A 17,596-nucleotide genomic window follows, 5' to 3' on the forward strand; every position below is an offset into this window, starting at 1 on the left:
CGTTGGCGGACAAGAACGCAAAGCTTGAACTGGGGGGTCAGACCTACGAGTTCCCCGTCCTTGAAGGTAGCGTGGGCCCGGATGTCATCGATATCCGCAAGCTTTACGGCCAGACCGGCGCCTTCACCTTCGATCCGGGCTACAAATCGACTGCGAGCTGCGAAAGCGCGCTGACTTATATCGACGGTGACGAAGGTGTCCTGCTCCACCGCGGATACCCGATCGGCCAGTTGGCCGAGCATTCCTCCTTCATGGAAGTCGCCTATCTGCTGCTGAACGGCGAACTGCCCAAGTCCGACCAGCTCGACGATTTCACTTACACCATCACCCGCCACACCATGCTGCACGAACAGCTGTTGCAGTTCTATCGTGGCTTCCGTCGCGACGCGCACCCGATGGCTGTGATGTGCGGCGTGGTCGGGGCGCTTTCTGCCTTCTACCACGACAGCACCGACATTTCGGACCCCCAGCAGCGCAAGATCGCCAGCCACCGCCTGATTGCCAAGATGCCGACGATCGCTGCGATGGCCTACAAGTACTCGATCGGCCAGCCCTTCATCTATCCGGACAATTCGCTGTCCTACACGGGCAACTTCCTGAAGATGACCTTCGGCGTGCCCGCTGAGGAATATGAAGTGATCCCGGCGGTCGAACGCGCGATGGACCGCATTTTCATCCTGCATGCCGACCACGAGCAGAATGCTTCGACTTCGACCGTGCGCCTCGCCGGTTCTTCGGGTGCGAACCCGTTCGCCTGCATCGCCGCCGGCATCGCTTGCCTGTGGGGTCCGGCCCATGGTGGCGCGAACGAAGCCGCGCTCAATATGCTCAAGGAAATCGGCACGCCCGATCGCATTCCGCACTATATCGAGCGCGCCAAGGACAAGAACGACCCGTTCCGCCTGATGGGCTTCGGCCACCGCGTCTACAAGAACTACGATCCGCGCGCGACGGTTATGCAGAAGACCGTGCGCGAAGTGTTCGATGCGCTGAAGGTCAAGGACCCGCTGTTCGAAACCGCCCTCCGTCTCGAAGAAATCGCCCTGAGCGACGACTACTTCATCGAGAAGAAGCTGTTCCCGAATGTCGACTTCTACTCGGGCATCATCCTGTCGGCGATCGGCTTCCCCACCACCATGTTCACCGCGCTGTTTGCGCTGGCCCGCACGGTTGGCTGGGTTGCCCAGTGGAACGAAATGATCTCCGATCCAGGCCAGGTAATCGGCCGCCCGCGCCAGCTTTACACCGGCCCGGCGCAGCGCGATTACGTGCCCGTCAGCCAGCGCTGAGCCATGGCGAAGCGTATCCTCAAGCTCGTCCTGCAGGTTTTCGGCGTTGCGCTGATCCTTTCGGGCGGGCTGTGGACGCTCCAAGGGCTCGGCATAGTGATGTGGCCGGCTGAAAGCTTCATGCTCGCTGACCGCAGCTGGGCCCTTTATGGCGGCATTACCGTGCTGGTGGGCGCGATACTGATCTGGGCTTCAGGCCGCATCCGCAGCTGAACTTGCGCGTGCCTGCTTTGTCACCTCAGTCTTTCGTAGGCAGCGACAGGATGAAGCAGGCGCCCTTCCCGGCTTCGCTCTCAACAAGCAATTCGCCGCCCATCGCCTGCGCAAGACGCCGCGAGATGTAGAGGCCCAGCCCCGAGCCGCCATCCCCGGATCGGCCGAGCCGCTCGAACTTCCCGAACACGCGCTCTTGCTGCTCGCGAGTAAGGCCCGGCCCCTGATCCCGCACAGACACACTCGCAGCGCCACCGCGCCACGGCCCGACTTCTATCTCTACCTGTGTGCCTTCGGGCGAATAATTGATCGCATTGCCCAGAAGGTTCAGCAGCACCTGCAAAACACGGCGCGCTTCGCCAGTGGCGGGAAATGCGCCAGCTTCGTCGGGCGCGACCAGGGAAATGTTCTTGGCCTGCGCCCGCGTCGCGAGCATGCCCGCTGCTTCGCGTGCCAGCTTGGCCAGATCGATTGCCTGCTTCGTTGTGCAGAAGCCCGGGGCCTCAACCGCTTCGAGATCGCCCAGATCGTCGAGCAAAGTCGAGAGATGCTTACCCGCCGCGACGATATCCCCGGCATAGCCCACATACTCCTCGCGCAATGGTCCGGCGAGCCGCGACTTGATTGTTTCGGCATTGGCGATGATCCGCGCCACCGGCTTGCTCAGCGCCGGGGTCAGCGCATCGCCGATCAGTCGGCTGTTGGCTTCATCACCTGACCCGTCGTCTTCTTGCGATAGTGGAACAGGCTGCTCAGCCACAAGCAGGAGTTCGAAGCCTCGTGGCACAATTTGGTCGGTCCCGAGCGGGATCAGGCGCGCGCGCCAATCGCGCAGCGACCCGGCGATACGACATTTGACTCCATCCAGCAGTCGCCAGTGAAGTGGCTGGCGGTGCGAAATTCCGATCAATTCAACATATTCGACCCATGGCTTTCCCGCCTGGGTCCGTGTCAGGCCGATCAGTTCGGCGAGGTCCGGAGCCGTACCTTCGCCCGCCAACAGCCGCTGATTGCCATCGAGCCTTGCCGAGAATTCCGCAGTCGCACGATCGATCGCATCCTGCCGCTCTGCAGTTTCGCGATCGTCTTCCGGAGCTGCGCCTTCACGACGCCAGTTCTCGATCAATATCTCGCACCCATCATTGCCCTCACCCGCTTGCGGATGGATACGGACAAAGCCGGATACGCGTGCATCGCCATCTTGCGCCGAGAACTCGCGCGCGATCCGCAACCCCATACAGCGGCCTTGCTGCACCAGTTCGAGCAGTTCGGGCACGGCCAACTTGCCGGGGATGCGCCCCCCACAGCGCTGCTGCAGTTCAGCCAAAGGTTGATCTGCAGTCATCAGGCGATCATCGCCGTCAGTCAGCCCGCGCGCGGCCAGAAGGGAGTGAGGTGCGACCATAAGATCAGCTGCTGCGCCCGGCAGCGGCACCCTTAAGCATCGCTACGGCCTGTTCCGGGGCAATATCCTCGATACCCTGAGGTACCGCCAGGTCGCGATGAATCACCACGAACTGACGTGCAATCGCCGCTGGCTTCAGACCACCGCTACGCAACGAAAGCGCCAAGCGGACAAGCTGGCGCTCATGGCATGACAGGATGGCCAGTTCGCGCGCCTGGCGCGAAGTGCGGGCCAGCGCAGTGGCGAACAGAGCGAGCCCTGCGTGTTCAAGGTCGAGCGCGGCACGAATTCCGCCAGAAAGCCCCCCGACAAGCCGCGTAAGCAGGCCAAGGCGGCTCACGCTTTCGTCATAACCGGCGCGCAAAGCCTGCTCAGCCCTGTCATAGGGTCCGGGCTCCGAAGCGGCGCACACTTTCCGGCCGAGTGCCAGCACTTCCAGAAGCAATTCGGAGGGTAGCTCACCCAACGGCATGTCCATCCGACGCTGCGCCTGCACGAAGCGCGCCTGAGCGCTCATGGCCGCCATTGCCAGCTCTGCGGTCGATTCGTCTGGGGATGCGATCAATTCCTGCAAAAGCGGTGTCAGCACCTGATCGATCGAGCCGTCTTGTTCGAGTCGCTCACCCAACAGGCTTTCCATTGCAATCGCGTAGCAGTGGCTCACAACGATGCCGCTCGCTGCCAGTCGCGCGGCCAAATCGACCTGCATCCCTTGCCCGGGCTGGCTGCCCTTGTCTCCAAATTCAGCATGTGCAGCAATGACTTGGCGGGAAATATCGCCCAACATGCCACGCATGCGGGCCAGTACATCCTCGCTCACCAGCGCCTGTCCGGGAGAGGCCAGCAAATGGCTCAACACAGGCGCGACGCCGGACAACGCAACATCCCCTCGCGCCAGCTCCCGGCGCAAGGCGTCGCCCGCCCGCATCTGATCCTGTGGGTCCATCACAGCCTCTTTCATCGCGTGCTTATAGCGCGGCATGGTTAAGCCAGCGTTATCTGCGATTTCCGACGGAAAAACAGGCAGAAGCCAAGCGTTGCCACGCAAAGCATGGCCATTATCTGCTCAAGCGAGCCGAACCATGCAGCAATCAGCAGCACAAGCGCCACGCTCGTTCGGTCGCGCCAGGCATTCTCCCATCTGGCCGGTGCCAAAGTCGCCACAAGCCGTAGCAGGCCGATCAGCATCAACGGCAAGAACAGACGATCCAATGCGTTGTAGGCCGTGGCCGGAAGGGCAAGCACCGCCAGCAAGGCGATATCGAGCAGGCTTTGCAGGTACCGTGCCCGGCTCTTGCCGTCGCCCGATCCGCGCATGCGAGCCTTCAACCGGGTCAGCGCCTCGCTGGAGGCGATGGCGAAACTGCCCGCAAGAAAGCTCGCGACAGCAGGGAAGGCATAATCATAGCCGGCGGAGGCGATCGCGCCGACAAGGCCGAGCGCACCCAGCCCCATGGCGATGGTGCCGCCGCGCTCCAATCCGTCGGGCGCGAGCGAGCGCGCCAGCCTCCGGCTTAATGCAAGGCCGGGCGCAGTCCATGACACCTGCTCCACGCTGCGATCGAGCAAGGTCTCTTCACGCTGTGCCAATGCCGCACGTTCGCGGACCAGCAACCAATCACCGCTCTCGAGTGCCTCCTCATCGAGGGGAATGAGCCGCGTACCTGCCTGCAAGGCAAGGCGAAGCAGCAAGGAGATTGCATCGCTATCTGGCGGCATATCAGCCAGTTGCTGGGCGATATTGGCACGGGTCACGATGATGCCACCCCATGCATGGCTGGCATCGATGCGTTCAAATCCAGCCTCGATCCCCGCATCGTCGGGCAAGGCAACGACCCCGCGCCCCTGCCCCAGCAGTTCCCGAACAAGCTCTCGATCCGCCACCAGCCCGTCGGCGATCACAACCAGCTCCTGGTCTGCCGTCAGCAAGCCAACCAGGGGCAGCGGGCCGCGAACCATATGGAATTCGAGCCCCAGATCCTCGACCTGTTCGCGTATTTCGTCGAGCTGCTCGCTTTCCGCCTCGGCCAGGCACACGATCCGCGAACAACCAAGGTCGCGCGCGAGATCGACCTGCCAGGAAAGCAGGAAGCGGCCGCCGAGGCGCTGGAAAGCGCGTGCACGCCCGCCCGGCGTCAGTTCAAGTGTCGATAGCAATGCGGTGCGCAAAGCGGCTGATCCCCCAATTCCGGTTGATCATCCATAGGCGGAGCGCAACCGCGCTGCCAAGCCGCAGTTTTTCGTTGGATCAGGCCTGTGCTGGCGCGCGCCAACCGAGGCGAACGATCGCCTGCTCGATTTCCCGCACCGCTCCGGGTTCGCCGGGCACCGCGCTCAACGCGGCTTCTGCGGCCTCCAGCAGTTCTTCTGCATGAAAGCTTGCGGCAAGACCCTTGAGGCGCATGGCTGCAACCTGCCAATTCCCGTCGCAGCGCGCGCGCCGCAACAAGTCGAGCTGGCGTTCGGCGCTGTCGAGCAACGCCGTGCGCAGCTCTGCCATCAGGGCAAGGTCCTGCCCCGCGGCGGCTGCCAATGTGGCATCAAGAGAACCGCTTTCATAAGCCATGGGACCGCGGATAGGCCATCAAGGGTTAAAGCGGGGTTTATCCTTTCGCAGAATCGGCTAGATTCCCCCGCATGACCGGGGGATCCCATATCCGGGCCGTAGGGCCAGAGGGGGCGCAGAACGCGCCAGAGCAAGCAATCGAGCAAGCCGGGGATGAGCCGATCATCCTGCAGGAGGAATGGGTCGAGGAAGACCCTGAGCCTACCATGCGTCGGCGCTGGTACGACTGGATCGTGCCCGTTTCCGCAGTGCTTGCGATAGCCGGCTGGACTGGCTTCTACGGTTGGGCGTTCCAAGATCAGTTCCGCGCCCTGCCCACCCCGCAAGGCTGGGTTCCCCTGATCGTTGACTGGTCGGTGCCCGTCCTGCTCATCGCCACCCTCTGGCTGCTCTCGATGCGACTGAGCCGCCGCGAGGCGGCACGGTTCGGGGATGCAGCCAACCTGCTGCGGCAGGAATCGCGTGAGCTCGAAGATCGCCTTGCCGTGGTAAACCGCGAACTCTCGCTCGCTCGCGAGTTCCTGGGGAGCCAGTCGCGCGAGCTCGAATCGCTCGGCAGGATTGCATCCGAACGCCTTTCGAGCCACGCCGGCACCCTGCAATCGCTCATCAAGAACAACGGCGCCCAGGTGGAAGCGATCGCAAGTGTCAGCGATACTGCACTGGCAAACATGGGGAAATTGCGCGACGATTTGCCTGTAATTGCCAATTCAGCGCGCGACGTATCGAATCAGATCGGCCAGACCGGTCGCGCTGCGCAGGAGCAGTTGGAAAAGCTGGTTGTCGGGTTTGAGCGGCTCAATGACTTTGGCAAGGCAAGCGGGCGGCAGGTCAACGTCCTGAGCGAACAGATCGAAGCGACCATTGGGCGCTTCGAAGGCCAGCTCGCGCAGATCGAGCAGGTCACCGAAAGCCGCTTCGCGCTGATGGCTGAAAAGAGCGAGGAATTCAGGGTTGAACTGGATGGTCGCGAGGTCGATGCGCTGGCTTCCATGCGGCACCGGGCGGACGAATTGCGTACGTCGATCGGTGAGCTTGGCGAGCAATTGGCGCTGAATGCCAACAACGGGCTGTCAGCACTCAGGACGCAGGTCCAAACGCTGGCAAAGGAGGCTGCCGCCGTTACCGCATCGCTCAATGACGCGCAGGAAAATGCCATTGCAGGCCTCGATGAGCACAAGCAGCGGCTCTACAAGGATATTGCCGAGGTGGTCGCGCGGATCGACCAGCTTGACCTGCATGCCGTTGCCGCCGGAAGGCGTCGCCTGGATACATTTGCGCAGGAAACCGAGCAACTCGATGCCCAGATCGCGGAGCGCGATGCCAGGTTTGCAGAAGCGGTCGCGCGCCGTCAGGACGAGTTCGATACACGAGAAGCACAGGCAAGCGAAGTGTTGGCCCAGCGCCTGACCGAACTCGACGAGATGCTGGCCGAGCGCAACGAAGCGCAGGCTGCCCAGCTGGAACAGCTTGTGGCGCATGGTTCGGGCGTTGCGGCCAAAATACAGGAACTCAATGGCTTGCTCAGCGCCATTGCGGAGCAATCGCAGCGGACGGAAACCACGCTCGGCGCAGGCATGGGCGATCTTGCGGAGCGGCTTGGCCAGAGCCGCAGCGAACTGACCGAGACCGCGAATACTCTCGCCGAACTCACCGAGAGCGGCATCCGGCTGCTTGAAATTATCCAGTCGGGCGCTCGCGAAACCCGCGAAGCCCTGCCCAAGGCAATCGACCAGGCGGCAGCTCGCCTTGGCGAAGTCGAACAGCGCGCATTGCTGCTAAAGGACAATGTCGATGCTGCTCACGAGCGAGGCAGCGGGCTGAACGAATACGTCATCGCCGCAAGGGAAAGCATCGCCCAGACCGCCGAGGATGTCGGCACATTGCACGAGCGCGTAGCAAAGCAGTCCGACGAGAGCACGGCCCGGATCCACGCGCTGCGCGACGCATTGGGTGATCTTGAGCGGGACAGCGAGCGGGTTTCTGCCCGGACCGGCGAAGACCTGCGCACGGCCATCGTCCAGCTTGAGGAAGCTGCCCGACACGCCTTTGCCGCTCTCGAAAGCGGTTCTGGCGAAAAGCTGGCCGAAATTGCGGAACAGATCGGTGCGCGCGCCTCGGCCGCGATCGAGCGCTCGCTTCATGCGGAAGGCGCCGCCGCAGTTGAGCGACTGGAGGAAGCATCCCTGCGCGCCTCGACCGCCGGCAAGGCCATCGCGGCCAATCTGCGCGACCAGCTCGCCAAGGTGAACGAACTGGCGGCCAACCTTGAACAGCGCGTGGTGCGCGCACGCGAAATCGCGCAGGAACAGGTCGACAATGATTTTGCCCGGCGCATGGCGCTGATTACCGAAAACCTCAATTCCAATGCGATCGATATCGCCAAAGCTCTATCAGCCGATGTGACGGATACCGCCTGGGCGTCTTACCTCAAGGGCGATCGCGGCATCTTCACGCGCCGTGCCGTGCGGCTGGTCGATAATAGCGAAGCGCGCGAGATCATGGAGCTTTACGAGTCCGACCAGGCCTTCCGCGAACACGTCAGCCGCTACATCCACGATTTCGAGAGCATGCTGCGCAGCGTCCTTTCGACACGGGACGGCAATGCGTTGGGCGTGACCCTGCTCAGCTCCGACATGGGCAAGCTCTATGTTGCGCTGGCGCAGGCGATCGAACGACTGCGCGACTGAGAGCAAAAGCCCGGTGTCGAAGGCTTAAGGCTTGCTCTGCTCCGCACTGGGAGGAGCAGGGAAGAAGTCGATGTCTTCGGCTGTGATCCAGCCATATTGGTAATTGAGCACGTAAAGCCCGGTCAGCAGGGCCGCAACAAAGGTTGCGCGCATCGCGTGCCGCCCCGGGCGGAAGTTGGCCGGTGCGCTGTCAGCCTGCCCCGGGATCTTCTCCAACCCGGCTTCATCATGTGTTTTCACGCCGAAAGGCAGCATGACAAAGGCCGTCATCACCCAGAACAGGGCGTAAATGGCCAGGATCGAGGTCCATGCCATCATTGTTCTATCCCCAGCATGATGACCCTCACCTGTGGCCGCTTGCCTGACCAGCGCTGCGCCGCGCGCCGCGCGGCGAGCCGGGCGGCCTCATGCACTGTGGCGGCATCGCGCGCCACCTTGCCGCGGAGAGCGCCGATCGCCTTGCGGATATCTTCTGCCGCTTCTTCGAGGAAATTCGGCATATCTTCATCGAGGGGGAGACCGACAGCCTCCACGGTCGGCTCAAACGCGCTATCCAGCACTACGATGAGCAGCCCGTCGCGCGCGATCCGGCGGCGCATGGTTATGGCCTCACCATCGGCAGGCGCGATGATATCGCCGTCGAGGACAAGCCGCCCTGCGCGCACCTCTGCCAGCTTGCCCGGCGCCCCAGGTGCAAGGCGGACGATGTCGCCATTGCCTTGCACGACCGCCGCAGGGATGCCGCACTTGCGCCCGAGCCGCGCCTGCTCGTGCATATGCCGCATCTCGCCATGCACCGGCACGAGCAGTTGCGGACGCAGCCAGCCATATAGCGCTTCGAGTTCGGGGCGCCCCGGATGGCCCGAAACGTGGATCGCGCTCTGCCGGTCGGTCACCATCACGATCCCGCGCTGGGCCAGCTGGTTCTGGACCCGGCCTATGGCAAGTTCGTTGCCCGGTATCTGGCGGCTCGAGAACAGAACCACGTCGCCTGAAACCAGCTCGATCGGATGGTTCTCGTCCGCAATCCGGGCAAGCGCAGCCCGCGGCTCGCCCTGCCCGCCAGTGGCGAGGATCAACACTTCCCCCCGCGGCAGGCTCATCGCAGTGTCGAAATCGACCGTTTCGGGGAAGTCCTGCAAATAGCCGGTCGCCTGCGCGACTTCGATGATGCGATCGAGCGAACGCCCGGCCACGCAGAGCTGGCGCCCCGTCTCGCGCGCGACATCGCCCAAGGTCTGCAAGCGGGCCACGTTGGAAGCGAAAGTTGTTACCAGCACGCGCTTTCCGGCGTGTCGCGCAACCTCTTCCATCAACCCGCGATGCACTGCACCTTCGGAGCCGCTGGGGTTGGGATTGAACACATTGGTCGAATCGCAGACGAGCGCGAGGATCCCCTCGTCACCCATGGCGACCAGTTCTTCCTCCGTGGTCGGCTCCCCAATGATCGGTTCTTCGTCGAGCTTCCAGTCACCTGTGTGGAACACGCGCCCGTAAGGCGTCTCGATCAGCAGCGCGTTCCCCTCGGCAATCGAGTGCGCGAGCGGAACATAGGTGACTGTGAAAGGGCCGAGGTTGAGGGTGCCATGGTCGTCCTCGATAACATACAGATCGACGCCGTCGGCCAGCCCTGCCTCTTCCAGCTTGCGCTGAACCAGGTCGGCGGTGAAAGGCGTGGCGTAAAGCGGCACGCCCAGTTCGGCCGCGAAATACGGCACAGCGCCGATATGATCCTCATGCGCGTGGGTCAGCACGATGCCGAGCAGGTCCTTCGCGCGGTCCTCAATGAACTCTAGATCAGCAAAAACCAGCTCGATCCCGGGATATTGGTCGCCCGAGAAGGTCATCCCGAGGTCGACCATCATCCACTTGCCCTGGCAACCGTAGAGATTGACGTTCATGCCGATCTCGCCCGATCCTCCCAGGGCAAGGAACAGCAATTCGTCCTCGGGACTGAAGTCTTTCTTCATCGAATGGTCCGACTCAGGCCCCTGCCCGCGCGGCAAGGATGGCGAGCCCTTCGAGCGTCAGATCGGCATCGACCGCGTCGAAAATGCCGGTGTGCTCGTCGAACAGGATCGCGAGGCCACCGGTAGCGACCACCTTGGCAGGGCGGCCGATCTGCTCGCGCATGCGGGCGATAAGGCCCTCCATCATGGCGACATAGCCCCAGAACACGCCGATCAGCATCTGGTCCTCTGTGTTGCGACCGATCACGTTGTTATTGCCCGGGTTCCTGATGGCGATGCGCGGCAACTTGGCCGTGTTGTTAACCAATGCATCGAGCGACAGATTGATCCCGGGAGCGATGATCCCGCCCTTGTAGGCACCCGTAAAATCCACCGCGTCGAACGTAGTCGCGGTGCCGAAATCGACCACAATCAGGTCGCCGCCATACTTCTCATGCGCGGCAATGGCGTTGAGCGCGCGGTCTGCACCAAGCGAGCGCGGTTCGTCGACGTCAACCGCGATGCCCCAGTCTGCATCGCCCTGCCCGGCAATCAAGGGCGTAACCCCGAAATACTTCTCTGCCAGCACGCTGATGTTGTGGATCGCGCGAGGCACGACCGAACCGATGATGATGTGCTTGATCCGACCCTTGTCGACGCCCTCGATCGACAGGAGCTGCAGCAGCCACACCGCATATTCGTCGCCGGTTCGCCGGGGATCGGTGGCGATGCGCCAGCGCGCCTTGATCTCGCCGCTGTCGAACAGGGCGAAGACCACATTTGTGTTTCCGACATCGACTGCAAGCAGCATCGTGTTCCCCTATTCGATTACCACGTCACCGGCGTGGACGGCCTGCGTCTTGCCATCGGCACGGCGCAACAGCAAGGCGCCGCTCGCGTCGAGCCCGGCAAATTTGCCCGCCAGCGTTTCCCCGCTCGCATCGTGGACCTTCAATGGTGTGCCGGGCCGGTGCGCGGCGGCTTGCCACCGGCGTAGCAACAATTCGAGGCCATGGCTGCGCCAACGGACGATTTCAGCCTCGAATGCCGCGGCAAGCCGCTCAGCAAAGTCCGCGGGCGCCGGAGGCGTAGTCACGTCAGCCAGGGCGATTGTCCTGCGATCGGGCAATTGCGGCGCGGCGCGCAAATTGACACCAATGCCCACGACGACCGCACCTCCCGCAGCTTCGAGCAGTATGCCCGCGAGCTTGGCTCCGCCTAGCAGCACGTCGTTCGGCCATTTGAGCATCAATGCAGAGGGATCAGGGCAAAGCGGCAGAACGGCCTCATAGACCGCGAGACCGGTCGCCAGCGCCAGCGAATGTGCAGGCGGGTCGCCCGGTCCCGGCCTTACGACGATCGAGCCCATGAAATTGCCCGCCCCGTCAAACCACTGGCGGCCTTGCCGTCCGCGCCCTGCGACTTGACGCTGTGCGACAAGCCAATCGCCTTCTCGCACGTGCTCGCCCGCGCCGAGGCGCGAGAGCAAGTCCGCATTGGTGGAACCGGTCTGCTCTACGAAGGTGATCACACGCCGAGGAACAGTGCGCTGGCCGCCTTGTCCGCAAGATCGCCCAGCGAAGGCGTGAGCAGGTAGCCGAGCGGCGAAATGATCAGCGAAGTGATGCCAAGCACCGCCCAATGGCTGGCGTTGCTCTTGCCTGTCACGATGCCCTTTGAGTCGTCGAACATGATCACCTTGCACACCTTGAGGTAGTAGAAGGCGCCGATCACACTGGCGGCAATACCAAGCGCAGCGAGCACGATCATGTCGGCTTCCACTGCAGCCTGGAACACTACGAACTTGCCCCAGAAGCCGAACAGCGGCGGGATACCGGCCAGGCTCAGCATCAGGAAGAACAGGCACCACGAAAGCAAAGGCTGTTCGCGGACCATGCCGGACATGCTGGAAATGCTCTCCACCGGTGTGCCATCCGCGTCCTTGAGCATCAGCACGGCAACGAAGCTGCCGAGTGACATCGCCATGTAGATCCACAGGTAGACCAGCATCGCGCTGGCACCCTGCGCGGTTGCTGCGGCAAGCCCGATCAGGATGAACCCAACATTGTTGATCGAGGAGAAGGCGAGCAGGCGCTTGATGTTGTCCTGACCGATTGCCCCGAGTGCACCCACAACAATCGAAGCCAGCGCGAGGAAGATCACGATCTGGCGCCACGCGTCCACCTGGCTGCCGAACACTTCCAGCGCCACCCGCGCGATCAGCGCAACTGCGGCCACCTTGGGAGCCGTGGCGAAGAAGGCGCTCACCGGAGTTGGCGCGCCTTCGTAAACGTCGGGGGTCCACATGTGGAACGGGACGGCAGAGATCTTGAATGCCAGCCCTGCCAGCACGAAGACGATGCCGAACAAGGCCCCGGTCGAAAGTTCGCCCGAGATTGCCGCTGCGACGCCAACGAAGCTGGTGCTGCCGGTGAAGCCGTAAATCAGGCTCATCCCGTAAAGCAGGATGCCGCTGGCGAGCGCGCCAAGCACGAAATACTTCAGGCCGGCTTCGGCCGACTTGTCGTCATTGCGCAGGATGGATGCCAGGACATAGGCCGCGAGGCTGTTAAGCTCGAGCCCGACGTAAAGTGTGATCAGGTCTCCCGCGGAGACCATGATGCTCATGCCCAGTGAAGCAAACACCACCAGCACCGGATATTCGGCGCGCATCGCCTTGAGCCGGTCGAAATAGGCGGGCGCGACGAGCAGGCAGCCGATTGCGCCGAGATAGATCAGCGCTTTGGCGAAGCCGGCATAGGCATCGGCACGGAACAAATCGCCAAAGGCCGAAGTGGCCGGGCCAACCAGCCCGTCATGCAGCGTCGGAACCAGCAGTACGCCCGCGCCAAAAAGGCCGATGCAAGCGAGGTAAGTCACCAACTGCGCGCGCTGGTCCCCGCCCCAGGCGGCAACCAGCAGCAACACCAGGCCTGTGCCGGTGAGGACGAGTTCGGGCGCGATCAGCGCAAAGGAGGCTGCAAAGTCCATTAGTGGGCTCCCTCCCCAGCTTCCCCGCCTTCATGCGGCATTTCATTGGCAATGTGACCGGTCGGCACGCCGACAACCAGCTGGCTGTCACCCGCTGGCGCAGCACGCGCGATCCGCGCTTCGAGCGATGCGATGTCCTGCCGCATCGGGGCAAGGAAGCTTTCGGGGTAGACGCCCATCCACAGCACTGCTGCTGCAATCGGAGCGAGCATCGCCCATTCGCGCTTGTCGAGATCGAGCATAGCGGCGGCATCGGCATTCTTCTGCTCGCCGAAGGCTACACGGCGATAGAGATAGAGCATGTAAGCCGCGCCCAGGATGATGCCGGTCGTGCAAGCCAGAGCCACCCAGGTAGACACCTGGTAGATGCCCGCCAGCGCAAGGAATTCGCCGATAAAGTTGCTGGTGCCCGGCAGGCCAACGCTCGCCATGGTGAACAGCATGAAGAACAGCGCGTAATAAGGCATGTTGATCGATAGACCGCCGTAACGGTCGATCTCGCGCGTGTGCAGCCGGTCGTAGATCACGCCGACGCAGAGGAACAGCGCGCCTGAGACGAGCCCGTGGCCGAGCATCACCATCATTGCGCCTTCAAGGCCCTGCACGTTGAATGCGAACAGGCCGGCGGTAACGATCGCCATGTGCGCAACCGACGAATAGGCAATCAGCTTCTTCATGTCGTGCTGAACCAGCGCGACGAGCGAAGTGTAGATCACGGCGACGATCGAGAGGCCGAACACCAGCCACGCCAGCTGCGCGCTCGCTTCCGGGAACATCGGCAGGCTGAAACGGATGAAACCGTAACCGCCAAGCTTCAACAGCACGCCTGCCAGAATCACCGAACCGGCGGTGGGTGCCTGCACGTGCGCGTCGGGCAGCCAGGTATGCACCGGCCACATCGGCATCTTAACCGCGAAGCTGGCAAAGAAGGCAAGCCACAGCCAGGTTTGCGCCCCGGCCGGGAAATCATACTGCATCAGCGTCGGGATGTCGGAAGTGCCCGCAGTGTTGACCATCCAGAACATGGCGATCAGCATCAGCACCGAGCCGAGCAGCGTGTAGAGGAAGAACTTGTAGCTCGCGTAAATGCGGTTGTCCCCGCCCCACACGCCGATGATCAGGTACATCGGAATGAGGCCAGCCTCGAAGAAGATGTAGAACAGGAACAGGTCCTGCGCGGCGAACACGCCGATCATCAGCACTTCCATGATCAGGAAGGCGGCCATGTATTCGCCGACGCGCTTGGTGATCGCTTCCCAGCTGGCGAGGATGCAGATCGGCATCAGGAACACGCTGAGCATGATCAGCATCAGCGCGATCCCGTCGATCCCCAGCGCATAGCTGAAGCCCGCGAACAGCGGCGCCGTTTCAACGAACTGCCACTGCGCGCCGCCGATGTCGTAATTGACCCACAGCACCACGCCCAATGCGAGATTGGCGAGCGTCGCCACCAGCGCGGTCAACCGCGCCGCCTGCGCTTCAAGGAAGAAGCAGGCGATACCCGCAACCAGCGGGACCAGCAGCATCACGGAAAGGATCGGAAACCCGTCCATCAGAAGAGAACCCACGTAATCGCGGCGACCAGGCCCAACAGCATGATCAGCGCATAGCTATAGAGATATCCGGACTGCACCTTCTTCGCGACAACGGCGCCTTGCTGCACAAGCCAGGCAGCGCCGTTCGGTCCGAACCGGTCGATCGTGCCGACATCGCCCTTCTGCCAGAAGATGCGGCCCAGCCAGAAGGCCGGTTTGACGAAGAGGAAGTTGTAGAGCTCGTCGAAGTACCACTTGTTGTACACGAACTGGTGCACGACGCGGAATTGCTCGACGAACTTGCCCGGGATCGACGTGTTCCTGATGTAGGCCCACCAGGCCGTGACGAAGCCCAGCAGCATCACGATGGTGGCCGTCAGCTTCACCCACAGCGGTACGCCATGAAGCGCATGGATCAGGTTCGCATTGTAATAGATCGATCCGGCCCAGAAGTCCTCGCCGTCGATGAACGCACCCTTGAAGACTAAACCGGCGAAGATCGCGCCGATAGTCAGCGCTCCAAGCGGTACCAGCATCGAAAGCGGGCTTTCATGCGGATGGTAGCCACCCGTAGTGTCTTCGCCCGCCTGTTCCGGCGTCTTGTGGACGCTGTGCTGGATGTGTTCGCTCTCGATCCAGCGCGGCTTGCCGTAGAAGGTGAGGAACACCAGTCGCCAGCTGTAGAAGCTGGTGAGCAGCGCCGCACCCGCACCGGCCCAGAATGCGAAATTGGCCATGCCGGTACCGCGCGCGAAGGCAGCTTCAAGGATTGCGTCCTTCGAATAGAAGCCCGCGAAGCCGAACACTCCCAAAATACCCACGCCGGTGATTGCCAGCGTGCCCGCCATCATCGCCCAGAAGGTGAACGGGATGTGCTTACGCAGGCCGCCGTAATAACGCATGTCCTGCTCGTGATGCATCGCATGGATCACCGATCCGGCACCAAGGAACAGCAGAGCCTTGAAGAAGGCGTGCGTGAACAGGTGGAACATCGCCGCGCCATAAGCGCCGACGCCCGCCGCGAAGAACATATAGCCCAGCTGCGAACAGGTCGAATATGCGATGACGCGCTTGATGTCCCACTGCGTGGTGCCGATCGTAGCGGCGAAGAAGCAGGTGGCGGCACCGATGAACACGACGAAACCGAGCGCGACCGGCGCAGCCTCGAACATGGGCGACAGGCGGCAAACCATGAACACGCCCGCCGTCACCATGGTCGCGGCATGGATCAGCGCGGAAACCGGGGTCGGGCCTTCCATCGCATCGGGCAACCAGGTGTGGAGGCCCAACTGCGCAGATTTGCCCATCGCGCCGATGAACAGCAGGATGCACAAAATATCCATCGTGTGCATGCGGTAGCCAAGGAAACCGATGGTCGATCCGGTCATGCCCGGCGCCGCGGCAAGGATTTCCGGGATCGAAGTCGTCTGGAACACCAGATAGGTGCCGAAAATGCCCAGCATGAAACCAAGGTCGCCCACGCGGTTGACCACGAAGGCCTTGATCGCGGCAGCATTGGCGCTGGGTTTCTTGAACCAGAATCCGATCAGAAGGTAGCTGGCCAAGCCCACGCCTTCCCATCCGAAGAACATCTGGACGAGGTTGTCCGCCGTCACCAGCATCAGCATGGCGAAGGTGAACAGCGAGAGGTAGGCGAAGAAGCGCGGCTGGTCCGGGTCTTCCTCCATGTACCCCCACGAATAGAGGTGCACGAGAGCGGAAACGCTGGTGATCACCACCAGCATCACGGCCGTAAGCGTGTCAACGCGTAGCGCCCAGTCGAAGGTCAGCGTGCCGCTTTCGACCCATTTGAGGACCGGCACGACGGTTGCTTCGACACTGCCGGTGAGGAAGCCGATGAAGATCGGCCAGCTCAGCGCACAGGAAACAAACAGCGCGCCGGTCGTGATCGACTTGCTGGCGGTATTGCCAAGCATGCGGTTGCCCAGTCCCGCGACGATTGCCGCGAGCAAGGGCAGGAAAACGATGAGAAGGATCGATTGCACCTGCGATTATCCCTTCATCTGCGTGGCGTCGTCGACGGTAATGGTGCCGCGATTACGGAAATAGATCACCAGGATCGCCAACCCGATCGCGGCTTCTGCCGCGGCGACGGTCAGCACGAACATCGCGAACACCTGGCCCACGAGGTCGTTCATGAAGGCACTGAAGGCGACGAGATTGATGTTCACCGACAGCAGGATCAGTTCGACCGCCATCAGGATCACGATCACGTTCTTGCGATTGAGGAAGATCCCCAACACGCCCAGCACGAACAGGATCGCGCTGACGGTGATATAATGTTCGACGCCGATCACAGCTCGACCCCCTGCCCCACTTCGGGCTGTTTCATGATGGTGGCGTCTTCCGGACGGCGGCGGATTTGCTTGCCGATATCCTGCCGTGCGCGCGTGCCATCGGGGCGCTGGCGGTGGGTCAGCGCAATCGCACCGATCATCGCGACCAGCAGGATGATACCGGCCACTTCGAACAGGAAGATATAGCGGCCATAGAGCAACGCGCCGATCGCTTCGATATTGCTCGCGCCCAGCGGCTGCGCCGCGCTGCCATCGGGCGAGCCCAGATCGATCCCGCCGGCATTCGTTGCGACGAGGCCCACGAACAGTTCGAGGAACAGGATCAGCGCGATCAGCAGCCCGAGCGGGAAATTCTTGACGAAACCGGCGCGCATTGCGGCGAAATCGATGTTGAGCATCATCACCACGAACAGGAACAGCACCGCGACGGCGCCGACATAGACGATCACCAGCAGCATCGCGATGAATTCGGCGCCCACGAGGACCATGAGGCCGGCGGCGTTGAAGAAGGCCAGGATCAGCCACAGCACCGAATGTACTGGATTGCGCGCCGTGATCACCAGCAACGCGCTGGCGATCATCAGACCTGCAAACAGGTAGAAGGATAAGGTTTGGATCATGATCCCTGTTTCCCGTTCCG

Annotated in this window: 16 protein-coding genes; 3 read left to right on the forward strand and 13 right to left on the reverse strand. The window is 62.3% G+C overall.

Features of this window, described 5'->3' with window-relative positions:
• Positions 1-2: 2 nt before the first annotated feature.
• Both ACUJ47_RS03775 and ACUJ47_RS03780 read left to right on the forward strand, forming a co-directional pair.
• Entirely contained in the window at positions 3-1,289 is a 1,287-nt protein-coding gene (locus ACUJ47_RS03775; protein ID WP_445537116.1) for a citrate synthase, read from the forward strand.
• A gap of 3 nt (positions 1,290-1,292) precedes the next feature.
• Positions 1,293-1,502 carry a hypothetical protein gene (locus ACUJ47_RS03780; RefSeq protein WP_354143460.1) on the forward strand — a complete coding sequence of 70 codons (210 nt, stop codon included), beginning with the start codon at positions 1,293-1,295 and terminating at the stop codon, positions 1,500-1,502.
• A 25-nt stretch (positions 1,503-1,527) separates the two neighbouring features.
• On the opposite strand, the gene ACUJ47_RS03785 is transcribed toward ACUJ47_RS03780, so the two are convergent.
• From ACUJ47_RS03785 to ACUJ47_RS03800, 4 genes are all read right to left on the reverse strand, one after another.
• A complete protein-coding gene (locus ACUJ47_RS03785) occupies positions 1,528-2,847 on the reverse strand; it encodes a sensor histidine kinase (RefSeq protein ID WP_445537117.1) in 1,320 nt (439 codons plus the stop codon).
• Positions 2,848-2,911: 64 nt separating this feature from the next.
• Positions 2,912-3,889, reverse strand: coding sequence for a hypothetical protein (locus tag ACUJ47_RS03790; protein ID WP_445537118.1), 978 nt, complete (start codon positions 3,887-3,889; stop codon positions 2,912-2,914).
• A 2-nt stretch (positions 3,890-3,891) separates the two neighbouring features.
• Entirely contained in the window at positions 3,892-5,064 is a 1,173-nt protein-coding gene (locus ACUJ47_RS03795; RefSeq protein WP_445537119.1) for a hypothetical protein, read from the reverse strand.
• A 91-nt stretch (positions 5,065-5,155) separates the two neighbouring features.
• On the reverse strand, positions 5,156-5,473 hold the full coding sequence (locus tag ACUJ47_RS03800) for an Hpt domain-containing protein (RefSeq protein ID WP_445537120.1): 318 nt from the start codon (positions 5,471-5,473) through the stop codon (positions 5,156-5,158).
• A 71-nt stretch (positions 5,474-5,544) separates the two neighbouring features.
• Between ACUJ47_RS03800 and ACUJ47_RS03805 the strand changes: the two genes are divergently transcribed.
• Positions 5,545-8,163: an ATPase gene (locus ACUJ47_RS03805; RefSeq protein WP_445537121.1), complete on the forward strand. Its 2,619-nt coding sequence runs from the start codon at positions 5,545-5,547 to the stop codon at positions 8,161-8,163.
• Between the two features lie 24 nt (positions 8,164-8,187).
• On the opposite strand, the gene ACUJ47_RS03810 is transcribed toward ACUJ47_RS03805, so the two are convergent.
• From ACUJ47_RS03810 to ACUJ47_RS03850, 9 genes are read right to left on the reverse strand one after another with little or no spacing between them, the layout of a single operon-like run.
• The gene (locus ACUJ47_RS03810) at positions 8,188-8,478 is read right to left on the reverse strand and encodes a DUF1467 family protein (RefSeq protein ID WP_354143553.1); all 291 of its coding nucleotides are present in this window, start codon (positions 8,476-8,478) and stop codon (positions 8,188-8,190) included.
• The gene (locus tag ACUJ47_RS03815) at positions 8,478-10,133 is read right to left on the reverse strand and encodes a ribonuclease J (RefSeq protein WP_445537122.1); all 1,656 of its coding nucleotides are present in this window, start codon (positions 10,131-10,133) and stop codon (positions 8,478-8,480) included. The genes ACUJ47_RS03810 and ACUJ47_RS03815 overlap by 1 nt, the downstream gene beginning before the upstream one ends.
• Before the next feature lie 13 nt (positions 10,134-10,146).
• On the reverse strand, positions 10,147-10,923 hold the full coding sequence (locus ACUJ47_RS03820; RefSeq protein WP_445537123.1) for a type III pantothenate kinase: 777 nt from the start codon (positions 10,921-10,923) through the stop codon (positions 10,147-10,149).
• A gap of 9 nt (positions 10,924-10,932) precedes the next feature.
• Entirely contained in the window at positions 10,933-11,643 is a 711-nt protein-coding gene (locus tag ACUJ47_RS03825) for a biotin--[acetyl-CoA-carboxylase] ligase (protein ID WP_445537124.1), read from the reverse strand.
• On the reverse strand, positions 11,640-13,103 hold the full coding sequence (nuoN, locus tag ACUJ47_RS03830; protein WP_445537125.1) for an NADH-quinone oxidoreductase subunit NuoN: 1,464 nt from the start codon (positions 13,101-13,103) through the stop codon (positions 11,640-11,642). Before nuoN ends, ACUJ47_RS03825 begins: the two co-directional genes overlap by 4 nt.
• The gene (locus ACUJ47_RS03835; protein WP_445537126.1) at positions 13,103-14,656 is read right to left on the reverse strand and encodes an NADH-quinone oxidoreductase subunit M; all 1,554 of its coding nucleotides are present in this window, start codon (positions 14,654-14,656) and stop codon (positions 13,103-13,105) included. Before ACUJ47_RS03835 ends, nuoN begins: the two co-directional genes overlap by 1 nt.
• Positions 14,656-16,644: an NADH-quinone oxidoreductase subunit L gene (nuoL, locus tag ACUJ47_RS03840; RefSeq protein WP_445537127.1), complete on the reverse strand. Its 1,989-nt coding sequence runs from the start codon at positions 16,642-16,644 to the stop codon at positions 14,656-14,658. Before nuoL ends, ACUJ47_RS03835 begins: the two co-directional genes overlap by 1 nt.
• A 6-nt stretch (positions 16,645-16,650) precedes the next feature.
• Complete coding sequence (gene nuoK, locus ACUJ47_RS03845; protein ID WP_445537128.1) at positions 16,651-16,956, reverse strand: NADH-quinone oxidoreductase subunit NuoK; 306 nt, start codon at positions 16,954-16,956, stop codon at positions 16,651-16,653.
• Entirely contained in the window at positions 16,953-17,576 is a 624-nt protein-coding gene (locus tag ACUJ47_RS03850; protein WP_445537129.1) for an NADH-quinone oxidoreductase subunit J, read from the reverse strand. Before ACUJ47_RS03850 ends, nuoK begins: the two co-directional genes overlap by 4 nt.
• Positions 17,577-17,596 lie beyond the last annotated feature (20 nt).

The sequence above is a fragment of the Altererythrobacter sp. Z27 genome (assembly GCF_052683155.1).